This window comes from Janibacter cremeus, assembly GCF_013409205.1.
Lineage (GTDB): Bacteria > Actinomycetota > Actinomycetes > Actinomycetales > Dermatophilaceae > Janibacter > Janibacter cremeus.
The window spans coordinates 3,092,529-3,115,057 of sequence record NZ_JACCAE010000001.1 but is presented as its reverse complement, the minus strand read 5'-3'; the positions used below and the strand labels follow the sequence as shown (position 1 = coordinate 3,115,057).

Sequence of the window (22,529 nt, the reverse complement as noted above, 5' to 3'; positions counted from 1 at the left end):
GGCGATCCTGCGCGCTCGGTCCGCACGGCCAGTCCTGGGGCCCGGTCAACTGAAAAGGCGGTCGAGGAGCCGCGCAAGCGGTCCGGGTGGTGGCGTCGGGTGCGCGTCGGCCGCCGCTCGGGGACGGGGCTCCTGGTCGGTCCCGGACCGCGCCTGCAGGTACGCCCGCTCAGCTCGCTCAGCCGCCCGCCACCCCTCATCGGTCTCCGAGCGCACATCCTGCGGGTGCACGGCCCCGGACCTCAGGTTCGCCTGCTCGCTGAGGTAACGCACGATGACAGCGCCGACGGCAGCGGCCGGCACAGCGAGGAAGGCCCCGACGATGCCGAAGACCGTGCCACCGACGGCGACGGAGAGCAGGATGATGCCGGCATGCAGCTGCATCGAGCGGCCCTGCAGGAAGGGCTGGAGCACATTGCTCTCCAACTGCTGCACCACGATGATGAGCACGAGGACCAGGACGGCGGTCGTCGTCCCCTTCCCCACGAGGGCGACGAGGACCGAGAGTGCTCCCAGGGAGATGGCACCGACGATGGGGATGAAGCCGGCGAAGAAGGTCAGGATGGCCAGAGGGAAGGCCAGCGGCACCCCGAGCACGACGAGACCGATCCCGATGAACACGGCATCGACCCCGGAGACGAGAGCTTGGGTACGGATGAATCCGCTGAGGGTGGTCCATGATCGCGAGGCGACCTCGGTCAGGTGGGCTCCGGCTCGCTCACCGGCGACTCGGCGGACGAAGGGGAGGAACTGTGGCCCGTCCTTGAGGAAAAAGAACGACAGAACGAGCACGAGGATGAGGGTCACCAGTCCCCCACCCACCGCGGAGGCACCCGCTAGTGCACCCGAGGCGATGTCCCCGCCGCGGGCCTGGAGCCATTCCGTGGCTGACTCGACCCCGTCGTCGATCGTCGCGCTGTCGAGGTTGAAGGGAGGTTGACCCGCCCGCTCCTGCAAGTCGGTCAGTCCTTTGCTCGCCGAGTCGGCCAGCTCACCGGACTGGCTGACCAGCGATGGGGTGATCGCCCCGAGGACACCGAAGAAGATCGCCAGGGCGCCGATGAGGACGATGACGGCGGCCACGGCCGACGGCACGCGGTGACGACGCAGCCACGCCGTCGGTGGCCACATGACGCTGGTGACCAGGAGTGCCAGCAGCACGGGGAAGACGCCGACCCACAGGGCACCGAGGACCCACCATGCGAGAGCGGCTGCAGCAGCAACGATGAGCATCCGCAGGGACCAGCGGGCGAGCCACGTGAGGCCCTCACCGATCACAGCACCTCGGTCCGGGGGGTCGGGCGTCGTACTCGTCCTGGGTGCCTGCTGCGGGTGCACTGGAGTCTCCTCACGATTGGGATGGTTCAGACGAGCGTGGGCTTGACCTCGACGATCCGCGCGAGCAGACCGTTGATGAAGCGGGGGGACTCATCGGTGCTCAGCTGCGTGGCCAGGGCGACGGCCTCGCTGACGGCGACCTCGTCGGGCACGTCGTCGCAGTACAGGATCTCCCAGGCACCAAGGCGAAGGATCGCGCGGTCCACGTCGGGCATCCGCGCCAGGCTCCAGCCCTGGCTGTAGGTCGTCAGGGCGTCGTTGATGTCGCTCCAGTGCGCGACGATCCCCCGGACCGCGGTGATCGTGTACGGGTTCAGCGGCGCCGGGGTCACGGGCCGCTCGGCCCGCTCCTGTGCCAGCTCACCGGCGTTGAGCTCTCGCGACTCCGCCTCGAAGAGCAGGTCGATGGCCCGCTTGCGGGCCTTGGTGCGTGCGCTCACTCAGTTCACGCGACCGAGGTAGGAGCCGTCGCGGGTGTCGACCTTCACGCGAGTGCCCTGCTCGAGGAAGAGCGGCACCGAGATCTCGGCGCCGGTCTCGACAGTGGCCGACTTGGACCCACCCGTGGAGCGGTCACCCTGCAGGCCCGGCTCGGTGTAGGTGATCTCGAGCTCGACCGACGGCGGCAGCTCCACGTAGAGGACGTTGCCCTCGTGCCTGGCCACGACCGCCTCGTTGTTCTCGAGGAGGAACTTGCTGGCCTCTCCCATGACCTCCGGCGTGACCGGGATCTGGTCGAAGGTGCCCGGATCCATGAAGATGAAGTCGGTGCCGTCGTTGTAGAGGTACTGCATCGTCTGCTTGTCGACGTTCGACGTCTCGACCTTGGTGCCCGCGTTGAAGGTCTTGTCGATGCTCTTGCCGCTGGTGACGTTCTTCAGCTTCGTGCGCACGAAGGCCGGCCCCTTGCCGGGCTTGACGTGCTGGAACTCCACGACGGTCCACAGCTGCCCCTCGAGGTTGAGGACCATGCCGTTCTTGAGGTCGTTCGTCGATGCCACGTGCTGCTCGCCTTCGCGTCGGAGTCGTTGTCATCCCCGTGCGCCCGTCCGGCGCACGAGGGCCGCCCAGCATCCTAACCGGCGAAGGCGCCGGTCACCCCTTCGCGCTCGTTGAGCGGTCGAGGAGGAGGTAGGTGGCACCACCGCCCATGCGACCACTCGGTCGCGCATCCTTCCGGAGCGGCAGCGCAGGGTGCAGGATGGCGGGCATGAAGTCCAAGGCCATCCTCACCACGCTCGCTGCCGGAACCATCGGGATCGCCGCCCGCGACCTGCTCCAGAAGAAGCATGCGCTCAGTCGCAACTTCCCCGTCATCGCCAACGCTCGCTACCTGCTGGAGAAGATCGGGCCAGAACTGCGGCAGTACATCGTCACCAGCAACGACGAGGAGCGGCCCTTCAGCCGGGACCAACGCTCCTGGGTGTACGCCTCGTCGAAGAGGCAGAACAACTACACCGGCTTCGGCACCGACAACGACGTCGAGCACCTCGATGGCTACGCGATCTTCAAGCACCGCACCTTTTCGGACGTCGCCGCCTCCAGCTCGGTCACCGACTCCGATCGCATCACGCTCCCGTCCGCGAAGGTCCTCGGGGCGCCCAGGGGACGCCGACATGCCTTCCGCCCCGAGTCCGTGGTCAACATCTCCGCGATGAGCTTCGGCTCCCTCTCCGGCAATGCCATCACCGCGCTGAACAAGGGCGCCAAGCAGGCCGGGATCATGCACAACACCGGCGAGGGCTCGCTCTCCCCCTACCACCGCCAGGGCGGCGACCTGATCTTCCAGATCGGCACCGCCTACTTCGGGTGCCGCGACGACAACGGCCGCTTCGATCTGGCCATGCTCAAGGACGTCGTCCAGTCCGCACCGGTCAAGGCGATCGAGATCAAGCTGAGTCAGGGCGCCAAACCCGGCTTGGGCGGGCACCTTCCCTCGGAGAAGATCTCCGAGGAGATCGCGCGCACCCGCGGCATCCCCATGGACCGGGATTGCGCCAGCCCGGCCCGGCACAGCGAGTTCCACGACGTCGACTCCATGCTCGACTTCGTCGAGCTGATCGCGCAGGAGACCGGCCTGCCCGTCGGGATCAAGTCCGCGGTCGGTGGCACGGGTCTGTGGGAAGGCCTGGTCGAGCAGATGGCAGACGGCCAGCGGGGCGTGGACTACATCCAGATCGACGGCGGCGAAGGGGGGACCGGGGCGGCCCCTCTCGTCTTCTCGGACGCGGTGGCCCTGCCCTACCGGCTGGCCTTCACGCGGGTCTACTCCCTCTTCGCGCAGGCCGGCATGACCGACCGGGTCACCTGGATCGGCAGCGGGAAGCTCGGCCTGCCCGAGAACGCCCTCGTGGCCTTCGCCCTCGGGGCCGACATGGTCAGCGTCGCGCGCGAGGCCATGCTCTCCGTCGGCTGCATCCAGGCACAGAAGTGCCACACCGACCGCTGCCCCACCGGCGTCGCCACGCAGAACCCGTGGCTGGAGCGTGGACTCGACCCGACGTTGAAGGCCAACCGTCTCGACAACTACGTGCGCACCCTGCGCCGTGACCTGCTCAAGGTCTCAGAGGCGTGCGGGGTCTGGCATCCGGGCCTGCTCACCGTCGATGACATCGAGATCCTCGACGGTCATCGCTCGGCGGTCCCGCTCGGCGACATCTACGGGTACCAGAACGGCTGGGGCACCCTCAACGAGTCGGATGCTGCGCAGATCGTCGACCTCATGTCCAGCACGGCCACCCATGGCGAGACGCGCCGTCATCCCGAGGCCACCCTCGTCTGAGCGGGCGCACACGCCACGGCCCGGTCGCCCCCTGGGGTGACCGGGCCGAGGCGTGTGCGGGCTACTTCACCTCGCGGGTGAGCACCCGCCAGGTCCCGACGGCGATCGGCAACCCGACCCAGACCAGGCTCGCGGTGCCCAGCTGCGCCCAGTTCTCCCCGGTCATGCCGGCACCCGAGAGGAGCAGACCGACCGGCTGCTCGAGGTTGAGCCAGGGGGCGACGTCACGCAGCGCCGTGATCAGGCCGATGGCGATGGTCCACGCGGTCGGCAGCACGAGCGAGGCCACGATGGCGAACGGGGTGTTGAGGAAGGCCAGACCGAAGCCGGCGCCCTGCAGGACGAAGATGACCATCGCCAGCACCATGCCGCCGACGGACACCCCCGCCAGGCTCCACTGCCCCCCCACGAGGGTCGTGACGAGCCCGGCGGCGACGAAGGCCGCAGCGAGGACGAGGAGGCCGAGGACGATCGAGGCGACCAGCTTCGCGGCGACGACCAGGCCGCGACGCGGCTCCAGGGTGAAGGTGACCAGCCCGGTGCGCGTGCTCCACTCCTGGGTGGCGAGCATGATGCCCACGATCGGCAGCAGCATCATCAGGGGGGTGCCGGTGAGGCCGAGGAAGGTCGCGAACGTGCGCCCCTCGTCCGGCCCCCAGATGGCGAAGGCGCCCACGACGACGAGCGAGATGCCCGCCATGACGATCATCAGCCACATCCCGGCGCGGGTGTTGACCGACTTGCGCAGCTCGATGGCCACGAGCCGCAGGAAGGAGACCTTCCCGACGTCCTCGAGGACGGGCAGCGTGGGTGGTACGTCGGTGGTGGGTGCGGTGATGGCGCTCATGCCGCTACTCCTTCGCGTGCGTCGGCGGCGGTGATCTCCAGGAACATCTCCTCCAGGCCGCCGGCTCCACCGGCGCGCAGCTCGAGCAGGACGACTCCGGCCTCCAGCGCGACCCGCCCGACGTCCTCGGGCGGTGCTGGGACCACGAGACCGGACCGGTCGGTGGTCACGGTGTGGCCGGCCACCTCCAGGGCAGTGGCCAGCCGGGCATCATCGAGCGAGCGCACCCGGGTCCCGCGGGCATCGAGCAGCTCGCTCGTGCGCCCCCGGGTGACGATCCGGCCGTGGCCGATCATCACGATCTCGTCGGCGATGACCTGCACCTCGCTGAGCAGGTGCGAGGAGAGCAGCACGGTACCGCCGGCGTCCGCGAAGTCGCGCAGCAGTCCACGCATCCAGTGGATGCCCTGCGGGTCGAGCCCGTTGGCCGGCTCGTCGAGGATGAGCACCTGCGGGCGTCCGAGCAGCGCTGCCGCCAGACCCAGTCGCTGACGCATCCCGAGCGAGTAGTTGCGCACTCGCCGGGCCGACTCCTTCTCGGTGAGGCCGACGCGGCCCAGGGACTGGCGGACCTCGTCGTTGCCGAGCCCGAGGTGCATGGCCGCCAGTCGCAGCACCTCACGACCGGTGCGACCCGGGTGCTGCGCGGAGGCATCCAGCATGACGCCCACGTGCCGGCCCGGGGTGGGCAACTCCTTGTAGGCGCGCCCGAGCACAGTGGCCCGGCCGCTCGTGGGGGGAGTCAGACCCGTCATCATCCGCATCGCGGTGGACTTGCCGGCACCGTTGGGTCCCAGGAACCCGGTGACACTGCCGGGTCGGGCCTGAAAGGTGATGTCGTCGACGGCGACGAGACCGCCGTAGCGCTTGGTGAGGTTCTCTACCGAGATCATGTCCCCAAGCATGCTGGTCGCCGATCGCGAGCGCATCCGCCCCCGGTCGTGACCTCACCCACGACTTTGGGAGGGGGTCGGCGCGACCCCTGCCCTTCCACGGGAGGATCCGCGACCGTGGTCGCGGGCCTACGGTTGGAGCGTGACGAGGACCGGAGCACCCCGGGAGCGCGACCCGAATCGGCTCACGTGGTGGGACACGACGTGGCGGGTCGCCACTGCGCTGTTCATCGGCACCGTGATCTGGGTCTCCACGGCCATCGTCGTCTTCCCCGAGCCCGACAGCGACCCGCAGCTCCTGCCGGGCCTGTGGCTCGTCGTCGTCGATCCGGTCCTGGGTCTCGTGGCCACGGGATTGCTCCTGCTGCGACGCCGGTGGCCGGTCGGCATCGCGGCGGCCACCACTGCCATCACTGCGGTGTCCGCCGTGTCGGTCGGCGCCCAGACAGTGGTTCTCGCATCGCTGGCGACCCGGCAACGGTGGCGCGAGATCATCCCCATCGGCGTGCTCACGACGGCCGCGGGTCTCGCGCTGACACGGTTCGTATACCCCGACCCGGAGCCCTTGCCCCCGCCCGTCGAAGCCGGCTTCGGCGTCCTGGTCACCGGCATCGTCGTCGCCGTCGGCTACTCGATCGGCTCGCGTCGCGCCCTCGTGCGCTCCTGGGTCGACCGGGCCCGCACCGCGGAGGCCGAGCAACGGGCCCGCGTGGCCCAGGCGCAGACGAGCGAGCGTGCCCGGATCGCCCGGGAGATGCACGACGTCCTCGCCCACCGCATCTCGCTGGTGACGATGCACTCCGGCGTGCTCACCTACCGTCAGGATCTGCCCGAGGCCGAGCGGCGGGATGCCCTTGCCGCGATCGACAGCAACGCGCGGGCCGCCCTGACCGACCTGCGCGAAGTGCTCGGGGTCCTGCGCGACCCGGAGGGGGCCGGCCCCCTTCGCCCCCAGAGCACTCTGACCGACCTGCCGGAGCTGGTCGAGGGTGCCACCTCCGCGGGTACGCCGGTCACCCTCGAGTGGCGTGACGTCGACGCCGCCACCGTCCCCGAGACGATCAGTCGTACCGCCTACCGGGTCGTCCAGGAGGGCCTGACCAACGCCCGCAAGCACGCCCCCGGCGCCACGGTGGTCATCACCCTCGCCGGTCGGCCCGGGCGCGAGCTGCACCTCGAGGTGAGCAACCCCCGTTCGGTCGGGGTCGCACCCGAGGTCCCCGCCTCCGGTCTGGGGCTGCTCGGACTGGCCGAGCGGATAGAGCTGTCCGGGGGACGGATGCAGCACGGCTGGGTGGGCGCCGACGAGCACCGCCTCTGCGTGTGGCTACCGTGGCCGGCATGACCCCGATCCGAGTCGCGCTCGTCGACGACGATGCGATGGTGCGCACCGCGCTGTCGATGATCCTCGGCGGCGACCCCGGGATCTGCGTCGTCGCACAGGCCCCGGACGGCCGGGAGGGCCTGCGCGTCATCGCCGAGCACTCCCCCGATGTCGTGCTCATGGACATCCGGATGCCTCGGCTCGACGGTTTGTCCGCGACCGAGGAGCTGGTGCGCAACGGCTCGGCGAGCAAGGTCATCGTCCTGACGACCTTCGACGCCGACGACGACGTCATGCGGGCGCTCCAGCGCGGGGCAGACGGGTTCCTGCTGAAGGACACTCCCCCGGACCGGCTCATCGAGGCCGTCCGGCTCGTCGCAGCCGGACAGTCGATCCTCTCCCCCAGCGTCACCTCCCAGGTGCTGGAGAGCGTCCGTGGCGCTGCACGCCCGGGCGCCGACCCCTCGCGCTCCGTCGCACGGGACCGGCTCGCCACACTCACCGGGCGCGAGCACGAGGTCGCCCGGGCCGTCGGCGCGGGCTGGTCCAACGCGCAGATCTCGGGAGAGCTCTTCCTCAGCGTCGCGACGGTCAAGGCGCACGTCGGGCGCATCCTCGACAAGCTCGACGCCGACAACCGGGTGCAGGTCGCGATCATCGTGCACCAGGCCGATCTGGACGACTGATCCGGCGGGTCTCAGGTCAGGGCGGCGTACGCCTCGCGCAGCAGGGACTCGTCGGGACCCTCGAGACGCGTGGGCTGCGCCGGGCCGTCGAGGACGACGAACCGCAGCGTGCCCCCGCGGGTCTTCTTGTCCCGCCGCAGGGCGGCCAGCAGGTCGCCGAAGTCGGCCCGGGCATAGGTCGTGGGCAACCCGAGCAGGCCGAGGACGTAGCGGTGCCGCCCCAGCAGGTCCTCGTCCATGTGACCTGTGCGGTGGGCCAGCTCGGCGGCAAAGACCATCCCGATGGACACCGCCTCGCCGTGGCGCATCCGGTACTGCTCGTGGTGCTCCACCGCATGGCCGAGCGTGTGCCCGTAGTTGAGGATCTCGCGCAGGCTCGACTCGCGCAGGTCCGCGGCGACGACCGAGGCCTTGACGGCGATCGTGCGCTCGATGACCTCCCGCAGGGCGGGCGATCCGGGATCCTGGACGCCGGCGGCATCGCTCTCGACGACCTCGAGGATCCGCGGGTCGGCGATGAAGCCGCACTTGACGACCTCCGCCAGCCCCGCGGCCAGGTCTGCGGGCGGCAACGAGGGCAGGTGGTCGAGGTCGCACAGGACCGCGGCCGGGGTGTGGAAGGCCCCGACGAGGTTCTTGCCCTCGGCGGTGTTGATACCACTCTTGCCGCCGACCGCGGCATCGACCATGCCGAGCACGGTGGTGGGCACGTGGACCACGGCCACACCACGCAACCAGGCCGCGGCCGCCCAGCCACCGAGATCAGTGACGCTGCCACCACCGACGGCGACGACGGCGTCGCTGCGGGTGAATCCGGCCTGGCCCATACGTGCCCACAGATCGCTGGCGACCTCGATGGTCTTCGCCGCCTCGGCATCGGGGACGGCAGCGAGGTGCACGTCGAGTCCGCCCCGGCGAAGGGAGGTGGCCACCGGCTCGGCGAGGTGGCCCAGGGGTTCACCGTGGACGACCAGTACGCGCGCGACACCGTCCGGCAGCACCTCGGCGACCCGTGTGGAGACGCCGTGGCCGACCAGGACGTCGTAGTCCTGCCCGACCGGGACGGTCGTCACGTCACTCATGCGTCCGCCTGCAGCAGGGGCACTGCCTCGGCGACCACGGACTCCGCGTCGCGCCCGGCCGTGTCGACCCGCCACCGAGCCAGCCTTTCGTACGTCGGGCGACGCTCCTCCATCGTGGCGATCCACGACTGGCGCGGGTTGACCGCCATGAGAGGACGGGAGCGGTTGAAGCCCAGGCGCTTGGCGGCGTCGGCAATGCCCACGTCGAGGAAGAGGACCCGATGGCCGGCGAGCGCCTCGGCCACCGCCGCGGTCATCGGGGCGCCGCCCCCGAGCGAGAGGACGATCCCGTCCTGCGCCAGGGAGTCGATCACCGCGCGTTCCTCGGCCCGGCGGAAGTACTCCTCGCCGACCTCGACGAAGAGATCCGGGACGGATCTGCCTTCGCGCTCCTCGACGAGGGAGTCGGTGTCGACGACCCGACGGCCGGTCCGCTCGGCGATGCCGACCGCCACGGTCGACTTGCCCACCCCGGGCGGGCCGATGACGACGACGAAGGGAGCAGCCACGGCGTTCACGCGTCCCACGACCGCATCAGCTGCGGGATCGACGCGAGATAGCCGCGGTGGTTGCGTGCGCTCTCCGCGACGGAGTCGCCGCCGAACTTCTCCACGCAGGCCTGCGCGAGGACGAGGGCGACCATCGCCTGGGCGACGACGCCGGCGGCCGGGACGGCACAGACGTCGGATCGTTGGTGGATCGCCGTCGCCGGGTCGGTGCCCGCGACGTCGATGGTGTCGAGGGCACGCGGAACGGTGCTGATCGGCTTCATGCCGGCGCGCACGCGCAGCACCTCACCGGTGCTCATCCCGCCCTCGGTCCCTCCCGCACGGCCGGTGCGCCGACGGATGGTCCCGTCGACGGCACGCTCCATCTCGTCGTGGGCCGCCGAGCCGCGTCGACGGGCGGTGGTGAAGCCGTCACCGACCTCGACCCCCTTGATCGCCTGGATGCCCATCAGGGCACCGGCGAGCCGGGAGTCCAGACGGCGGTCCCAGTGGACGTGGCTGCCCAGACCCGGGGGGAGGTCGTAGGCGAGGACCTCGACCACGCCGCCGAGCGTGTCCCCGTCCTTCTTGGCCGCCTCGATCTCCGCGACCATCGCGTCGGTGCCCTCCCGGGTCCACGCGCGCACGGGGTTGGCGTCGAGCTCCTCGACGTCGTCGGGGGTCGGCAGCGGACCGTCGGCCGGGGCCGCCCCTTCGCCGATGGCGACGGTGTGCGCGACGAGGCGGATGCCATAGGCCTGCTCGAGGAACCGCTCCGCGACCTCGCCGAGGGCGACGCGGGCCGCGGTCTCCCGTGCGGAGGCGCGCTCGAGCACCGGACGGGCCTCGTCGAAGCCGTACTTCTGCATGCCGACCAGGTCGGCGTGGCCGGGTCGAGGGCGGGTCAGCGGCCTGTTGCGGGCCAGCTCCTTCTCGGCGCCGACGTCGTTCGACCGGGCCAGGGCGGCGTCATCGACCGGGTCGGCACCCATGACCGTCTCCCACTTGGGCCACTCGGTGTTGCCGATCATCACGGCCAGGGGTGAGCCGAGGGTGCGACCGTGGCGCACTCCGCCGAGGAAGGTCACCTCGTCGCGCTCGAACTTCATCCTGGCCCCGCGCCCATAGCCCAGCCGGCGCCGGGCCAGGGCATCGGCGACGTCGGACGTGGTCACCTCCACCCCTGCAGGCAAGCCCTCGAGTGTCGCCACGAGCGCCTGTCCGTGGGACTCACCGGCAGTCAACCAACGCAACATGGGGCAAATCCTCGCATCCCGGCCGGGTGGACGACTCAGGCGTCCGGGGAATGGCCCAGTGCGGCTCGACCGGCCGCCTGCATCGCCGCCACCGGCGCGCTCTGCCCCGTGAAGAGCTCGAACTGCCTCGCGGCCTGGTGGACGAGCATCTCGAGACCGGAAACGACCCGTGCGCCGTGGTCGGTGGCCGCGCGGGCCAGGGGCGTCGGCCAGTCCGCGTAGACGACGTCGAGGACCGTGGCGCCGGCGAGCCCGTCGTCCGCGTGGCCCGCCGCGGCGGCGTTGGCGCTCCCGCCCGGCAGGGTCGAGACCACCGCGGGTGCGCCGGTGCGCGACCAGTCCTCGATCGGGACGACCTCCAGCACCACGTCGGCGACGTCGCCCAGCGCCTCCGCCCGCTGCGGGGTGCGGGCGGCGACGGTGATGTGCGTGGCGCCCAGACCCACCAGCCCCAGCACGGCCGAGCGGGCGGTCGCCCCCGAGCCGACCACGGTCGCCCGGTCCACGCGCATCACGCCCACCTCACGCAGGGCGGCCGTGATCCCGTGGACGTCCGTGTTGTCGGCGGCCCAGCCGGTGTCCGTGCGCACGAGGGTGTTGACCGCCCGGGCGGCCCGGGCGGTGTCGGTGACACTCTCGGCCAGGTCGGCGGCGGCGACCTTCAGCGGCATCGTCAGGCTCAGGCCCCGCCAGTCGTCGGTGAGGCCGGCGACGAAGGGGGGCAGTCCCCCTTCGTCCACCTCGTGGGCCGTGTAGGACCAGTGCGTCAGCCCGGCAGCCGCATACCCGGCCCGGTGCAGCGTCGGGGACAACGAGTGCCCGACGGGGGACCCCAGCACACCGGCGCGCAGGGTCTCCCGTGAGGGCACGGGGTCACTCACAGCTACCCGTATTGCGACAGAACTCCTGGACGTTCTGCTGGTGCTCTGCCTGCGTCCTGGCGAACTTCGTCTCGCCCGTGGACGGATCCACGGTGACGAAGAAGAGCCAGTCACCCTCGGCCGGGTTCCCCGCTGCCTCGATGGCGGCCGCACCGGGGTTGTTGATCGGTCCCGGAGGCAGGCCCTGGTTCTTGTACGTGTTGAACGGGCTGTCGGTGTTGCGCTCCTTGTCGGAGGTCGTCACCGTCCCCCGCTTCTGCAGCAGGTAGTGGATGGTCGAGTCCATCTGGAGCATCCCGCGGGTCGGGCCCGTGGGGTCGGCCAGACGGTTCTCGACCACGCGGGCGACCTTCGCTCGGTCCGCCGCCCCGGCCTCGCCCTCGACGATCGAGGCGACGGTCAGGGTGCGCTCCCACTCGTCCTTCGGGACCCCGGCCTCCCTCAGGTGCGAGAGCGTCTGGTTGATCATCTTGTTCATCTGCTGCACCGCGCTCGCGTCGTCGACGAACTCGTAGGTGGAGGGGAAGAGCCAGCCCTCGACCTCGCCCTCCGCCTGCGGCGGCAGATCGAGCTCGTCCGACTTCTCGGCCTGCTCGTACTCCTTGATGGGCACGCCCGTGCCCTTCGAGAGGCGCTCGTAGATCTCCGAGCGCCACAGGCCCTCGGGGAGGGTGACGCCCTTGGCCACGCGGTTGGCCGGCTCGAGGAGACGGTCGAAGGCGTCGGCGGCCGACATCTTCTGCAGCATCGCGTAGGTCCCCGGCTGGATCGAGGCCGCCTGCTCCGGCTCGGCCCGGGCCACCGCGGTGAAGCTGCTCGTGGTCTTCACCACGCCCGCCTCCTGCAGTGTCCGGCCGATCATCGACCCGGACGCGCCGGAGTCGATGACGACCTCGACCTTCCCGCTCCCCGGACCGGCGTAGTCGTTGGGCTCACCCCACCCGGGCAACAGCGAACGAAGGGATCCGAAGGCGAACCACCCAGCGGCCAGGACGAGGACACCCGCCAGCAGGACCGCCAGGCAGGAGATGCCCCGACGTCGACGACGGGCGTCGTCCCGGGGGCGAAGCCCGCGACGGCGGCGGTTTTTGCGCCGCTCGGCCCGGGACCGGTGCAGCTCGCCGTCCCGGTCCTCGAGGGCCTCGTGCGCACCGTCGTCGAAGATGCTGTCGTCGAGCCCGGTCATGCGTCATTGCCCTTCCGCGGTGTGCGACGGCGCGGCCGACCGACCCGTTCCCCGGGGGGTCCACCGGTTGCGCGCTCCGTGTCCAGTGCCGTCTGCAGGATGAGTACCGCGGCCGCCTGGTCCACCACCCGACGGTGGTTGCGCCCGGCCACGCCACTGTCCCGCAGACCCCGATGAGCATCCACGGTCGAGAGGCGTTCGTCCACCAGGCGGATCGGCGTGTTCCCGATCGGCGCCCCGCGCAGGGCAGTGCGCAGCGACTGCGCCCAGTCGCGCACGCCTCGTGCAGCAGGGCCCTCCCCACCGTCGAGCGAGCGCGGCAGGCCGACCACGACCTCGATCACCGACAGCTCGACGGCCAGCTCGATGACCCGGTCGATGTCGCTGTCGTGCTCGAGGTCACGGGCAACCGTCTCGACCGGGGTCGCCAGGAGCCCGGAGGGGTCGCTCGTCGCGACCCCCACCCGGGCGTCGCCGACGTCGATCCCCAGCCGTGTGCCGGTGCGCATGCGCGGGTCAGGATCCGATCTCGCGCTCGAGTGCGGCGAGTGCCTCGGACACCTTGTCGGGGTCCTGGCCACCGCCCTGGGCGAGGTCGTCCTTGCCGCCGCCCCCGCCGCCGAGGGTCTGTGCCGCGACCCGCACGAGGGCGCCGGCCCGCACCCCCTTCGCCCGGGCCGACTCGTTGGTGGCGACGACGACCACGGGCTTGCCCGAGCCGTCACCGGTGAGGGCAACGACCGTGGGCCGCTCCTCGCCCAGCCGGCCACGGGCGTCGGTGACCATGCGTCGCAGGTCGTCACCGGACGCGCCCGGGATGTGCCGGCCGACGAAGGTGACCCCCGCGACGTCCTTCGCCGAGTCGGTGAGCGAACCCGCGGAGGCAGCGACCTGCTCCCGACGGACCTTCTCCAGCTCCTTCTCGGTCTCGCGCAGGCGGGTGATCATGTCGGACACGCGCTCGGGGAGGTCACCCGCGGGTGCCTTGACGAGGTCGGAGAGCTCGGCGACCAGCGCCCGCTCGGTGGCCAGGTGGGCCAGGGCGTTCATCCCGACGAATGCCTCGAGGCGGCGCACTCCGGAGCCGATGGAGGACTCACCGGTCAGGGTGAGCGCACCGATCTGGCTGGAGTGACGCACGTGGGTGCCACCGCACAGCTCCCGCGACCACGGTCCGCCGATCTCGACGACGCGCACCTGCTCGTCGTAGGTCTCCCCGAAGAGCGCCAGTGCGCCCTGCTCACGGGCCCGGGGCAGGCTCATCCAGTCCGCGGAGACCGGCAGGTCATCGCGCACGGCGAGGTTGGCGGCGTGCTCGATCTCGGCACGCGCATCGGCGGACAGGGACTGGTTCCACGCGAAGTCCAGGCGCAGGTAGCCGGGTTTGTTGTAGGAGCCGGACTGCAGCGCGGAGGGGCCGAGCACCTGGCGCAGGGCGGCGTGCACCACGTGCGTGCCGGAGTGGGCCTGACAGGCGTCGACACGCCAGCCCGGGTCGACCTCGGCGGAGGTCTCCTGGCCGACCCGCACGGGGCCGTCGGCGACCTCGACGGTGTGCGCGACGAGTCCCTTGACCGGTCGCTGCACGTCGCGCACGAGCAGGCGGGTGCCGTCGGCGACGATGATCCCGGAGTCGGCGATCTGACCGCCGGACTCGGCGTAGAAGCTGGTGCGGTCGAGCACGACCTGGCCGGTCTGGCCCGGCTGGAGCTCCTCGACGCTCGCGCCGTCGCTGACGAGGCCGACGACCGAGCCGTGGGTGGTCAGCTCCTCGTAGGCGCGCCAGTCGGTGGCGCCGAGGGAGCGCAGCTGCTTCCACACCTCGGTGTTGGCCTGGCCGCCCTTCTTGGCCCGCGCGTCGGCCTTGGCCCGCTGGCGCTGCTCGTCCATCAGCCGCACGAAGCCCTCGCGGTCGACCGTCAGGCCCTGCTCGGCCGCCATCTCGAGGGTGAGGTCGATCGGGAAGCCGTACGTGTCGTGGAGGGCGAAGGCCTTCTCCCCGGTGAGGACGTCGCGACCGGACTGCTTGGTCTCACTGACCGCGGTGTCGAGGATCGTCGTGCCCTGGGCCAGAGTGCGGCGGAAGGCCTGCTCCTCGCCGTAGGCGATCTGCGCGATCCGGTCGAAGCCGGTACGCAGCTCGGGGTACGAGGCGCTCATCCGCTCCATGGAGATCGGCAGCAGGTGCGGCAGGGCCGGCTCCTGATAGCCGAGCAGGCGCATCGCACGCACCGCGCGCCGCAGCATCCGACGCAGTACATAGCCACGTCCCTCGTTGCCGGGGGTGACACCGTCACCGATGAGCATGAGCGAGGACCGCACGTGGTCGGCCACGACGCGCAGATGGACGTCATCGGGGTGGGAGTCCCCCGCGGTCTGGCCGGAGGAGGCGCCGTAGTCGCGACCGGTCATCTCCGCGGCCTTCTCCAGCACCGGGTAGACCTCGTCGATCTCATACATGTTGTCGACGCCCTGCAGGATGCTCGCGATGCGCTCCAGACCCATGCCGGTGTCGACGCTCTGTGCCGGCAGCGGGCCGGCGACGTCGAAGTCGTCCTTGGCCCGCACGGCCGAGAGCTCGTACTGCATGAAGACGAGGTTCCAGATCTCCATGAACCGGTCCTCGTCCACCTCCGGGCCTCCGTCGACGCCGTACTCCTCGCCGCGGTCGTAGAAGATCTCGCTGCACGGACCGCCGGGCCCGGGCACGCCCATGCTCCAGTAGTTGTCGAGCTCACCGCGCCGCACGATGCGCTCGGCCGGGATCGCGGTCTCCTCGAGCCAGAGACGCTCGGCCTCGTCGTCGTCCTTGTAGACCGTGGCCCACAGGCGCTCGGGCTCGAGGCCGTAGCCGCCCTCCTCCTGGGGTGTGGTCAGCAGCTGCCAGGCGAAGGCGATGGCCTCCCGCTTGAAGTAGTCGCCGAAGGAGAAGTTGCCGTTCATCTGGAAGAACGTGCCGTGCCGGCTGGTCTTGCCGACCTCGTCGATGTCCCCGGTGCGCACGCACTTCTGCACGCTCGTGGCACGGTCCCACGGAGCGCTCTCCTGACCGGAGAAATACGGCTTGAAGGGGACCATGCCGGCGTTGACGAACAGCAGGGTGGGGTCGTCGTGGATCAGGGGGGCGGAGGGGACGACCGTGTGTCCCTTGGCCTCGAAGAAGGTCAACCAGCGGCGCCGGATCTCGGCAGTTTCCATGGGTGTCTCGTGTCCAATCAGTGCTGTTGCAAAGAGTGTGCTGCGGGGTCTCGGGCAGGAGCGAAGGGGGCGTCCCGGGCGTCAGGCGCGGGCCGACCCCGCGATAGCTCGCAGCGCGATGGTCGGCTGCGGTCGTCCGAGAAGCACGGTCATGCCACCCACCTTACTCACCGGTCCTCGCGGTACCCGCGGCTGCGACGCCTGGGAACATGCACGCGCGCCACCGGCGGCGCCCTCGTCCCCGACGGCGGGATCATCGCGCGGAGCGGGTCAGCCCTTGCCGCGCAGGCAGCGTCGTAGCCAGCCCCACCGCTCCTGCAGCCGGGCCTCGAAGCCCCGGTCGGTCGGCCGGTAGTAGGACCTCTCGGCCAGCTCGGCATGCAGGTCGTCGGGCAGGTACTGCTGCGCGGCGACACCGTCGGGCTGGTCATGGGCATAGACGTACCCCTCGACCTTCGCTCCTCCGCTGGCGCCGGCGGCCCGGTCCGATGCCTGGGTGTAGCCGCTGCCGCGCAGGTGCGGCGGGACGGCCTGCACCTTGCCGGCCCGCACGTCGGCGATGGCCTCGTTGATGCCCGTGTAGGCCGCGTTGGACTTCGGCGCGAGCGCGTTGTGGACGACAGCCTGGGCGAGGACGATCCGCGCCTCGGGCATCCCGATCTGGGCGACGGCGTGCATCGCGGCGACCGCCGTCTGCAGGGCCGTCGGGTCGCCCAGACCCACGTCCTCGGCGGCGGCGATGACGATGCGGCGCGCGATGAAGCGCGGGTCCTCCCCCGCCTCGAGCTGGCGCGCCAGGTAGTGCAGTGCCGCATCGACGTCCGAGCCGCGCATCGACTTGATGAAGGCGGAGGCGACGTCGTAGTGCTGGTCACCGGTGCGGTCGTAGCGCACGGCTGCCCTGGCGACCGCCTGCTCGACGTGGGCGAGGGTGAGCGGGATGGTCTTCGGGGTGTCTGGTCCGAAGGGGACGTCGCCGTCGGCGACACCGGCCGCCGCCTCGAGGGAGGTCAGCGCCCGACGGGCATCTCCTCCGGCGATCGCGACGAGGTGATCCCGGGCCTCCTCGGCGAGGGCGTAGCCACCGGCCAGACCCCGCTCCTCGGCCAGGGCCGCGTCGATGACCTCACCGACCTCCTCGCGGGTCAGCGACTCCAGGGTGACGAGGATGGAGCGGGACAGCAGCGGCGCGATGACGCAGAACGACGGGTTCTCCGTGGTCGCCGCGACGAGCACGACCTCGCGGTTCTCCACGCCGGGCAGCAGCGCGTCCTGCTGGGCCTTGGAGAAGCGGTGGATCTCGTCGAGGAAGAGCACCGTCTGGCGGCCGTACAGGGAACGCGACCGCGCAGCACCCTCCAGGACCGCGCGCACGTCCTTCACTCCCGCAGTCACTGCGGACAGCTGCACGAAGTCGCGGTCGGCCGCGGTCGCGACGAGGTGGGCCAGCGTCGTCTTGCCCGTGCCGGGCGGACCCCAGAGGATCGCCGACATCGGTCCGGTGACCGAGCTGACGCTGCCCTCCACGAGTCGGCGCAGCGGGGAACCCTGCCGCAGCACCTCCTGCTGACCACGCACCTGGCCGAGATCACGGGGGCGCATGCGTACTGCCAGCGGCGCCTGCAGGTCCGCCGCCCCACCGTCGGGTTCCCCACCGGCGGAGGCGAAGAGATCGAAGGAGGTCACGAGTGGCACGCTATCCCGGTGGGCAGACACCGGGACACCTCCACCTACCTGCACCGGCTCGGCGTGCAGGTGGCAAAGCACCCTGTCACCGTCCTGGTCACCTGGCTGGTCCTCGCGGCCTTCTCCCTCGCGCTGGCGCTGGGCACGGTCACCGGCCACGCGCTCTTCGACGACCTCTCCAGCGGTGAGATCACCGCCCCGGGCCAGGCGCAGGAGGCCCGTGACCTCATCGTCGAGGCCGGCGGTGGCGACTTCGCCACGGACACCCTGATCGTCGAGGGGTCGCCGGCCACCTCCCCCTTCGTCCGGCAGCAGGTCGCGGCAGCGGTGGAACGCATCCACGAGACCGAGGGCGTCGCCCGGGTCGTCAACCCACTGGTCCTCCGGGAGGGTGTCGAGGACCCTCGCGCGGGTCCCCTCGTGCAGGAGCAGGGCGATGGGCGCTATGGCTTCGTCACGGTCGTGGAGTACGAGCAGGACCTCGAGGGCGAGGCACTCCAGGAGGCACAGCGCGCCGTCGACGTCCAGCTCGGCGAGATCGTCAACGGCTCGCAGGCCACGGACAGCCGGCGCGGCAGCGTGCAGATGCTCCTCGACGAGATCATCGGGCAGGTCAGTACCGACCTGGCGTTCGGCGAGGGCATCGCCCTGCCGATCACCTTCGTGGTCATGGTGCTGATCTTCGGCGGCTTCCTCGCTGCCGGGATCCCGTTGCTCGGCGCCCTCGCCTCGATCGCCGGCGCGCTGGCGACGCTGTGGGGATTCGCCCACGTCATCGACCTCGATGCGACCGTCGTCAACATCGTCACCGTCCTCGGTCTGGGTCTGTGCATCGACTACGGCCTGCTCATCGTCTCCCGGTTCCGCGAGGAGCTCGCCCTCGAGCTCGACGGGGACGACCCGACCGGGGGCAGCCGTCACCTCGTCCAGCAGGCCACCGGCCGCACCCTCGACCGCGCCGGCCGCACCGTCGTCTTCTCCGCGGTCACCGTCGCCATCGCGATGTCCGGGCTCTTCTTCTTCCCCGCGACCTTCATGCGCGCCTCGGGCGCTGCCGGTGTCTCGGTCGTGGTGCTCTGCCTGGCGGTCGCGACGACGCTGGTGCCCGCCCTGTGTGCCCTGTGGGCGCGGCGCCTGGTCAAGGGACGCACCGAGCAGGTACAGGACGACGGGGCCTTCGCCCGGCTGGCCGGCCGTGTGCAACGTGCGCCGTGGCTGGTCATCGTCCTGGTGATCGCGGCGCTGGGCGCCATGGCGCTGCCGGCGACCCGCATGGCGGTCACCTCCTCCGGGACCGAGCTGCTGCCCGTCGGCAGCGACCAGCGGACCTTCTTCGCCGAGCTCGCCGAGGACTACCCGCAGTTGGCGCCCCCGGACGTCCAGGTCGTCACCACCGCCGACGGGTCGCGGGTGCGTGCCTGGGCGCAGGACGAGGCGAGCGTGCTGCCGCACGTGGACTCCGTGGAGGTCAGCGAGGTGGGCACCACACCGGACGACGAGACGGTGCTCACCGTCGACCTGCGCACCAGTGACGAGCCCCTCGGCGACGACAGCCGCGCCCTCGCCGCCCACCTCAGGGCGGACGGGCCTCCCTTCGAGGCCCACATCGGGGGCCAGGCCTCCGGGCTGACCGATTTCGTCGACGCGCTGGTCGACCGCGCACCGTGGGCGGCAGCGACGGTCATCCTGGCGACCTTCGTGCTGCTCTTCCTGATGACCGGGTCCCTCGTCGTCCCGATCAAGGCCCTGGTGATGAACGTCGTCTCCCTCGGCGCCTCGCTCGGGGTGCTCGTGTGGGTCTTCCAGGACGGACACCTGTCCGGTCTGCTCCACTTCGACTCCGTCGGCGCGGTCGAGGTGTCCATCCCGGTCCTCGTCCTCGCCTTCGCCTTCGGCCTGTCGATGGACTACGAGGTCTTCCTGCTCTCCCGGATCGTCGAGCTGCACGAGCAGGGTCGGCCCACCGACGAGGCCGTGCGGCTGGGGCTGCAGCGCTCCGGGCGGATCATCACCAGCGCGGCCCTGCTCATGGTCATCGTCTTCTCCGGCTTCGTCCTCGCCCAGATCCTCGCCGTCAAGCAGACCGGCGTCGCCCTCGTCGTCGCGATCATCATCGACGCCACGCTCGTGCGGATGCTCCTCGTGCCGGCGACGATGTCTGTCCTCGGCGAGTGGAACTGGTGGGCGCCGCGCTGGATGAAGCGCCTGCACTCCCGCTTCGGGGTGACCGAGTGAGCGTCGAGCGCATCCCCCTGCCGGGCCTCGCCGCGTGGACGGGTGGCGACCGCGTGGTCCTGGCGGAATCCACGCCCCTGCCCGGGTCCGACGCGCTGTGCGTCCGGCGCGGGGACGCCTGGGCGGTCGCCTTCGCCCGGCCCACGTACACGCACGGCACCAACCTCATGCTGCACGGGGACGACGGCAGCGGTCGCCTCGTCTCCCCGGCCGTCGTCGCCGCACTCGAGGAGCTGGTCGCATCGCCCCCCTTCGCCCGATGGCTCGCGCACCTGCGGAGGAAGGGGGTGGATGCGATCTCCCTCCCCCGCGCCGCAGCGCATGTCGGCGGGCTGCTGCCACGGCCCCATGGTCTGTGGGAGTGGATGTGGACGACTGCACCCCCGGTGGAGCCTCTCGGCGACGGGACGGTCGAGCTGGCCAGCCGGGACCGAAGTGATGTGCAGGCACTGCTCGACGCCCACAACCCCGGTACCGACGGCCAGCCCTTCGCCCGGTCCGGTCAGCGCTGGGTCGGCGTCCGTGATGGCGAAGGGGGTCTGCTCGCCGTCGGCTGCTGCGAACCCGAGCGGTCGGGCACTCCGGTCCTCTCCGGGATCACCGTCGCCCCGGCCGCCCGCGGCCGGGGTCTGGGTCGGGTGGTCACCGCCGAGCTGACACGAGGCGCCATCGCCACCCACGGGTGGTGCACTCTGGGCATGTACTCGGTCAACGACACCGCGCGGCGCCTCTACCACTGCTTGGGGTACGAGACCGGGGCGGTCTGGAGCAGTGGAGCACTGGGATGAGCAGATCAGCGGCAGTCGACTTCGCGCGACCCGTCTTCTCCTTCGGACCCAGTCCGGTCCGGCGGTGGGTCGCCCTGCGCGCGGCCCTGGCGATCGGCCTGCCACTGACGGTCCTCACCCTTGCCGGATACCCCCAGGAGGCCTTCCTCGCCGGTCTCGGTGTCTTCGCGGTGCTGTACGGCGCGGGGGCGCCCGTGCGCAGACGCCTGCGCATCATTCCCTCCGCCGGTGCGGGCCTGCTCGCCTCGCTGGCCCTGGGAGTCGCGACAGCCGGACACCCCTACCTCGCAGTCGTCCTGATGGCGGTCGTGGCGACGATGGCGACGTTCCTGACCTACTCCCTGCAGATCGGCCCGCCGGCCGGCTTCTTCTTCGCCCTCGACCTCGGCATCGGCAACCTCGCCGCCGCACACGGTGCCGATCCCCGGGTCATCCTGGGGGTCGCCGCGATCGGAGTGTGCTCGGCGGTCCTCGTGGGGACCTCGGACCTGTGGTTCGGCGCCCACGGTGTCGAGGAGGCTGCCGTCGCCACCGCCGAGGAACTCGTCGAGCAGTACATCACCGAGACGGACGCGTCCGAGATCGCCCGCTCCCGACGCACTGCCTCCGCTGCCCTGAACCGCGCGTGGACGGCTGTGACCGATGGCGGGAGCCAGGACCACTTCGGTGGCCGGCTGCAGCGGATGCACTCGCGCTACGCCGCCGCCGTCTCCCGTGCCGTCGGCGGCCCCGACGAGGAGGTCACCGCCGAGCTGGCCCTGCACGAGGCCGCGAGCGCCCGCCAGGTCTCCCTCGGCCGCCCCCGGGCCCTGTGGTCGCTGCGGCAGGCGCTGCGCTGGCCCAGCGAGGACCTGCTCGTGGCAGCCCGGGTGCTCCCCGCAGGGCTGGTCGCCGGCACCATCGCCTTCGCGCTCGACAACGCGCACGCGTACTGGGCAACGGCCTTCGCGGTCCTGATCGTCCACTCGGGCGGCACCCGACGCGCCCAGCTCCAGCGCTCCTTCCAACGCACGATCGGCACGGCTGCCGGGCTGCTCGCCTTCGGCCTCGTCCTGGGCCTCGATCCGAGCCACTGGGCGCTGATCGCGCTCGTGGTCTGCCTGCAGTTCGTCGTCGAGATGCTCGTGACCCGCAACTACGCGGCGGCCGTCGTCTTCCTCACGCCGCTGGCGCTGTCGATCTCCGTCTCCGTGACCGACATGGACCCGTCGACGATCCTCTACGACCGTGGTGTCGACACCGTGATCGGTGTGGGTGTGGCCCTGGTCGTGGTCGTGGTCTCCGGCGCCCTCGGGCGGCCCGAACTGCTCCTGCGGGCCCACGCCCGACGAGTGGTGCTCGCGCTCGATGACGTCCTCACCGATCTCGCGGAGCGCCGCACCCGCACGCCCGAGGGGATGCAGGCCCACCTCCACCACTGCCGCCAGCTCTACGTCGAGCTGCTGGCGTCCGACCAGGTTGCCCTGAGGACACTGGCCGATGCTCCCAAGGTGGTCGCGCCCTACCGGGAGATGGAGCAGCTCCTCGCACACATCGGTTATCTCGTCCTGGGCGCCACGTGGAACCCCCGGGTACGTGGTGAACGGGAGCGAATGGCTCTGGCGCGCGAGCGACTCGGGGGGATCCTCGACCACAAGGTGACCCGCACCCGTGCGGCAGCGGACATCACGACCGAGCTGAGGTGTGTGGAGGCCGCTCTGACCGGGTCGTGACCCCCGCCACACCGGGCGAGACCCGGAGTTCCCGTTTTGACCCGCAGCGGTCCGTACCGCCATTGTGCCAAGCGACGAATTCCTTCGAGTCCAACCCTGCAGCGAGCAGATGTGGTTGGCTTCACAGGAGCCCACGACCCCACGCCA

The 22,529-nt window shown here is 71.0% G+C and carries 19 protein-coding genes; 6 read left to right on the top strand and 13 right to left on the bottom strand.

What is annotated here, in order from left to right:
• Positions 1 to 45: 45 nt before the first annotated feature.
• The 3 genes from BJY20_RS14805 to efp all read right to left on the bottom strand — a co-directional run bounded on the left by BJY20_RS14805 (position 46) and on the right by efp (position 2,339).
• Positions 46 to 1,278 carry an AI-2E family transporter gene (locus tag BJY20_RS14805; protein ID WP_343062928.1) on the bottom strand — a complete coding sequence of 411 codons (1,233 nt, stop codon included), beginning with the start codon at positions 1,276 to 1,278 and terminating at the stop codon, positions 46 to 48.
• Between the two features lie 86 nt (positions 1,279 to 1,364).
• Positions 1,365 to 1,778 (bottom strand): transcription antitermination factor NusB, encoded by a 414-nt coding sequence (nusB, locus tag BJY20_RS14800; RefSeq protein ID WP_185992233.1) that lies wholly within the window; start codon positions 1,776 to 1,778, stop codon positions 1,365 to 1,367.
• Entirely contained in the window at positions 1,779 to 2,339 is a 561-nt protein-coding gene (gene efp / locus BJY20_RS14795; protein WP_185992232.1) for an elongation factor P, read from the bottom strand. It lies immediately after the preceding gene.
• 209 nt (positions 2,340 to 2,548) lie between these two features.
• Between efp and BJY20_RS14790 the strand changes: the two genes are divergently transcribed.
• Positions 2,549 to 4,120 (top strand): FMN-binding glutamate synthase family protein, encoded by a 1,572-nt coding sequence (locus BJY20_RS14790; protein ID WP_185992231.1) that lies wholly within the window; start codon positions 2,549 to 2,551, stop codon positions 4,118 to 4,120.
• A gap of 61 nt (positions 4,121 to 4,181) precedes the next feature.
• On the opposite strand, the gene BJY20_RS14785 is transcribed toward BJY20_RS14790, so the two are convergent.
• Both BJY20_RS14785 and BJY20_RS14780 read right to left on the bottom strand, forming a co-directional pair.
• Positions 4,182 to 4,967 (bottom strand): ABC transporter permease, encoded by a 786-nt coding sequence (locus tag BJY20_RS14785; protein WP_185992230.1) that lies wholly within the window; start codon positions 4,965 to 4,967, stop codon positions 4,182 to 4,184.
• Complete coding sequence (locus tag BJY20_RS14780; protein ID WP_185992229.1) at positions 4,964 to 5,860, bottom strand: ABC transporter ATP-binding protein; 897 nt, start codon at positions 5,858 to 5,860, stop codon at positions 4,964 to 4,966. The genes BJY20_RS14785 and BJY20_RS14780 overlap by 4 nt, the downstream gene beginning before the upstream one ends.
• Positions 5,861 to 6,002: 142 nt before the next feature.
• On the opposite strand from BJY20_RS14780, the gene BJY20_RS16555 reads away from it, so the two are divergent.
• Positions 6,003 to 7,205, top strand: coding sequence for a histidine kinase (locus BJY20_RS16555; RefSeq protein WP_185992228.1), 1,203 nt, complete (start codon positions 6,003 to 6,005; stop codon positions 7,203 to 7,205).
• On the top strand, positions 7,202 to 7,870 hold the full coding sequence (locus tag BJY20_RS14770) for a response regulator (protein WP_185992227.1): 669 nt from the start codon (positions 7,202 to 7,204) through the stop codon (positions 7,868 to 7,870). The genes BJY20_RS16555 and BJY20_RS14770 overlap by 4 nt, the downstream gene beginning before the upstream one ends.
• 11 nt (positions 7,871 to 7,881) lie before the next feature.
• Here the strand turns inward: BJY20_RS14770 and aroB are convergent, their stop codons facing one another.
• The 8 genes from aroB to BJY20_RS14730 form a co-directional block, all read right to left on the bottom strand.
• A complete protein-coding gene (aroB, locus tag BJY20_RS14765) occupies positions 7,882 to 8,952 on the bottom strand; it encodes a 3-dehydroquinate synthase (RefSeq protein WP_185992226.1) in 1,071 nt (356 codons plus the stop codon).
• Positions 8,949 to 9,479 (bottom strand): shikimate kinase, encoded by a 531-nt coding sequence (locus BJY20_RS14760; protein WP_343062926.1) that lies wholly within the window; start codon positions 9,477 to 9,479, stop codon positions 8,949 to 8,951. The genes aroB and BJY20_RS14760 overlap by 4 nt, the downstream gene beginning before the upstream one ends.
• Complete coding sequence (aroC, locus tag BJY20_RS14755) at positions 9,467 to 10,696, bottom strand: chorismate synthase (RefSeq protein WP_185992225.1); 1,230 nt, start codon at positions 10,694 to 10,696, stop codon at positions 9,467 to 9,469. Before aroC ends, BJY20_RS14760 begins: the two co-directional genes overlap by 13 nt.
• 35 nt (positions 10,697 to 10,731) lie before the next feature.
• Complete coding sequence (locus tag BJY20_RS14750) at positions 10,732 to 11,577, bottom strand: shikimate dehydrogenase (RefSeq protein ID WP_343062925.1); 846 nt, start codon at positions 11,575 to 11,577, stop codon at positions 10,732 to 10,734.
• On the bottom strand, positions 11,570 to 12,763 hold the full coding sequence (mltG, locus tag BJY20_RS14745) for an endolytic transglycosylase MltG (RefSeq protein WP_185992224.1): 1,194 nt from the start codon (positions 12,761 to 12,763) through the stop codon (positions 11,570 to 11,572). The genes BJY20_RS14750 and mltG overlap by 8 nt, the downstream gene beginning before the upstream one ends.
• Positions 12,760 to 13,272, bottom strand: a complete 513-nt coding sequence (gene ruvX / locus BJY20_RS14740) for a Holliday junction resolvase RuvX (RefSeq protein ID WP_185992223.1) — start codon at positions 13,270 to 13,272, stop codon at positions 12,760 to 12,762. The genes mltG and ruvX overlap by 4 nt, the downstream gene beginning before the upstream one ends.
• 7 nt (positions 13,273 to 13,279) lie before the next feature.
• Positions 13,280 to 15,961 carry an alanine--tRNA ligase gene (gene alaS, locus BJY20_RS14735; RefSeq protein WP_185992222.1) on the bottom strand — a complete coding sequence of 894 codons (2,682 nt, stop codon included), beginning with the start codon at positions 15,959 to 15,961 and terminating at the stop codon, positions 13,280 to 13,282.
• 270 nt (positions 15,962 to 16,231) lie between these two features.
• Positions 16,232 to 17,647, bottom strand: a complete 1,416-nt coding sequence (locus BJY20_RS14730) for a replication-associated recombination protein A (RefSeq protein ID WP_343062924.1) — start codon at positions 17,645 to 17,647, stop codon at positions 16,232 to 16,234.
• 18 nt (positions 17,648 to 17,665) lie between these two features.
• On the opposite strand from BJY20_RS14730, the gene BJY20_RS14725 reads away from it, so the two are divergent.
• From BJY20_RS14725 to BJY20_RS14715, 3 genes are read left to right on the top strand one after another with little or no spacing between them, the layout of a single operon-like run.
• Positions 17,666 to 19,882: an MMPL family transporter gene (locus tag BJY20_RS14725; RefSeq protein WP_185992221.1), complete on the top strand. Its 2,217-nt coding sequence runs from the start codon at positions 17,666 to 17,668 to the stop codon at positions 19,880 to 19,882.
• On the top strand, positions 19,879 to 20,670 hold the full coding sequence (locus BJY20_RS16550) for a GNAT family N-acetyltransferase (protein WP_185992220.1): 792 nt from the start codon (positions 19,879 to 19,881) through the stop codon (positions 20,668 to 20,670). Before BJY20_RS14725 ends, BJY20_RS16550 begins: the two co-directional genes overlap by 4 nt.
• Complete coding sequence (locus BJY20_RS14715) at positions 20,667 to 22,382, top strand: FUSC family protein (RefSeq protein WP_185992219.1); 1,716 nt, start codon at positions 20,667 to 20,669, stop codon at positions 22,380 to 22,382. The genes BJY20_RS16550 and BJY20_RS14715 overlap by 4 nt, the downstream gene beginning before the upstream one ends.
• The last annotated feature ends 147 nt before the right edge of the window (positions 22,383 to 22,529 follow it).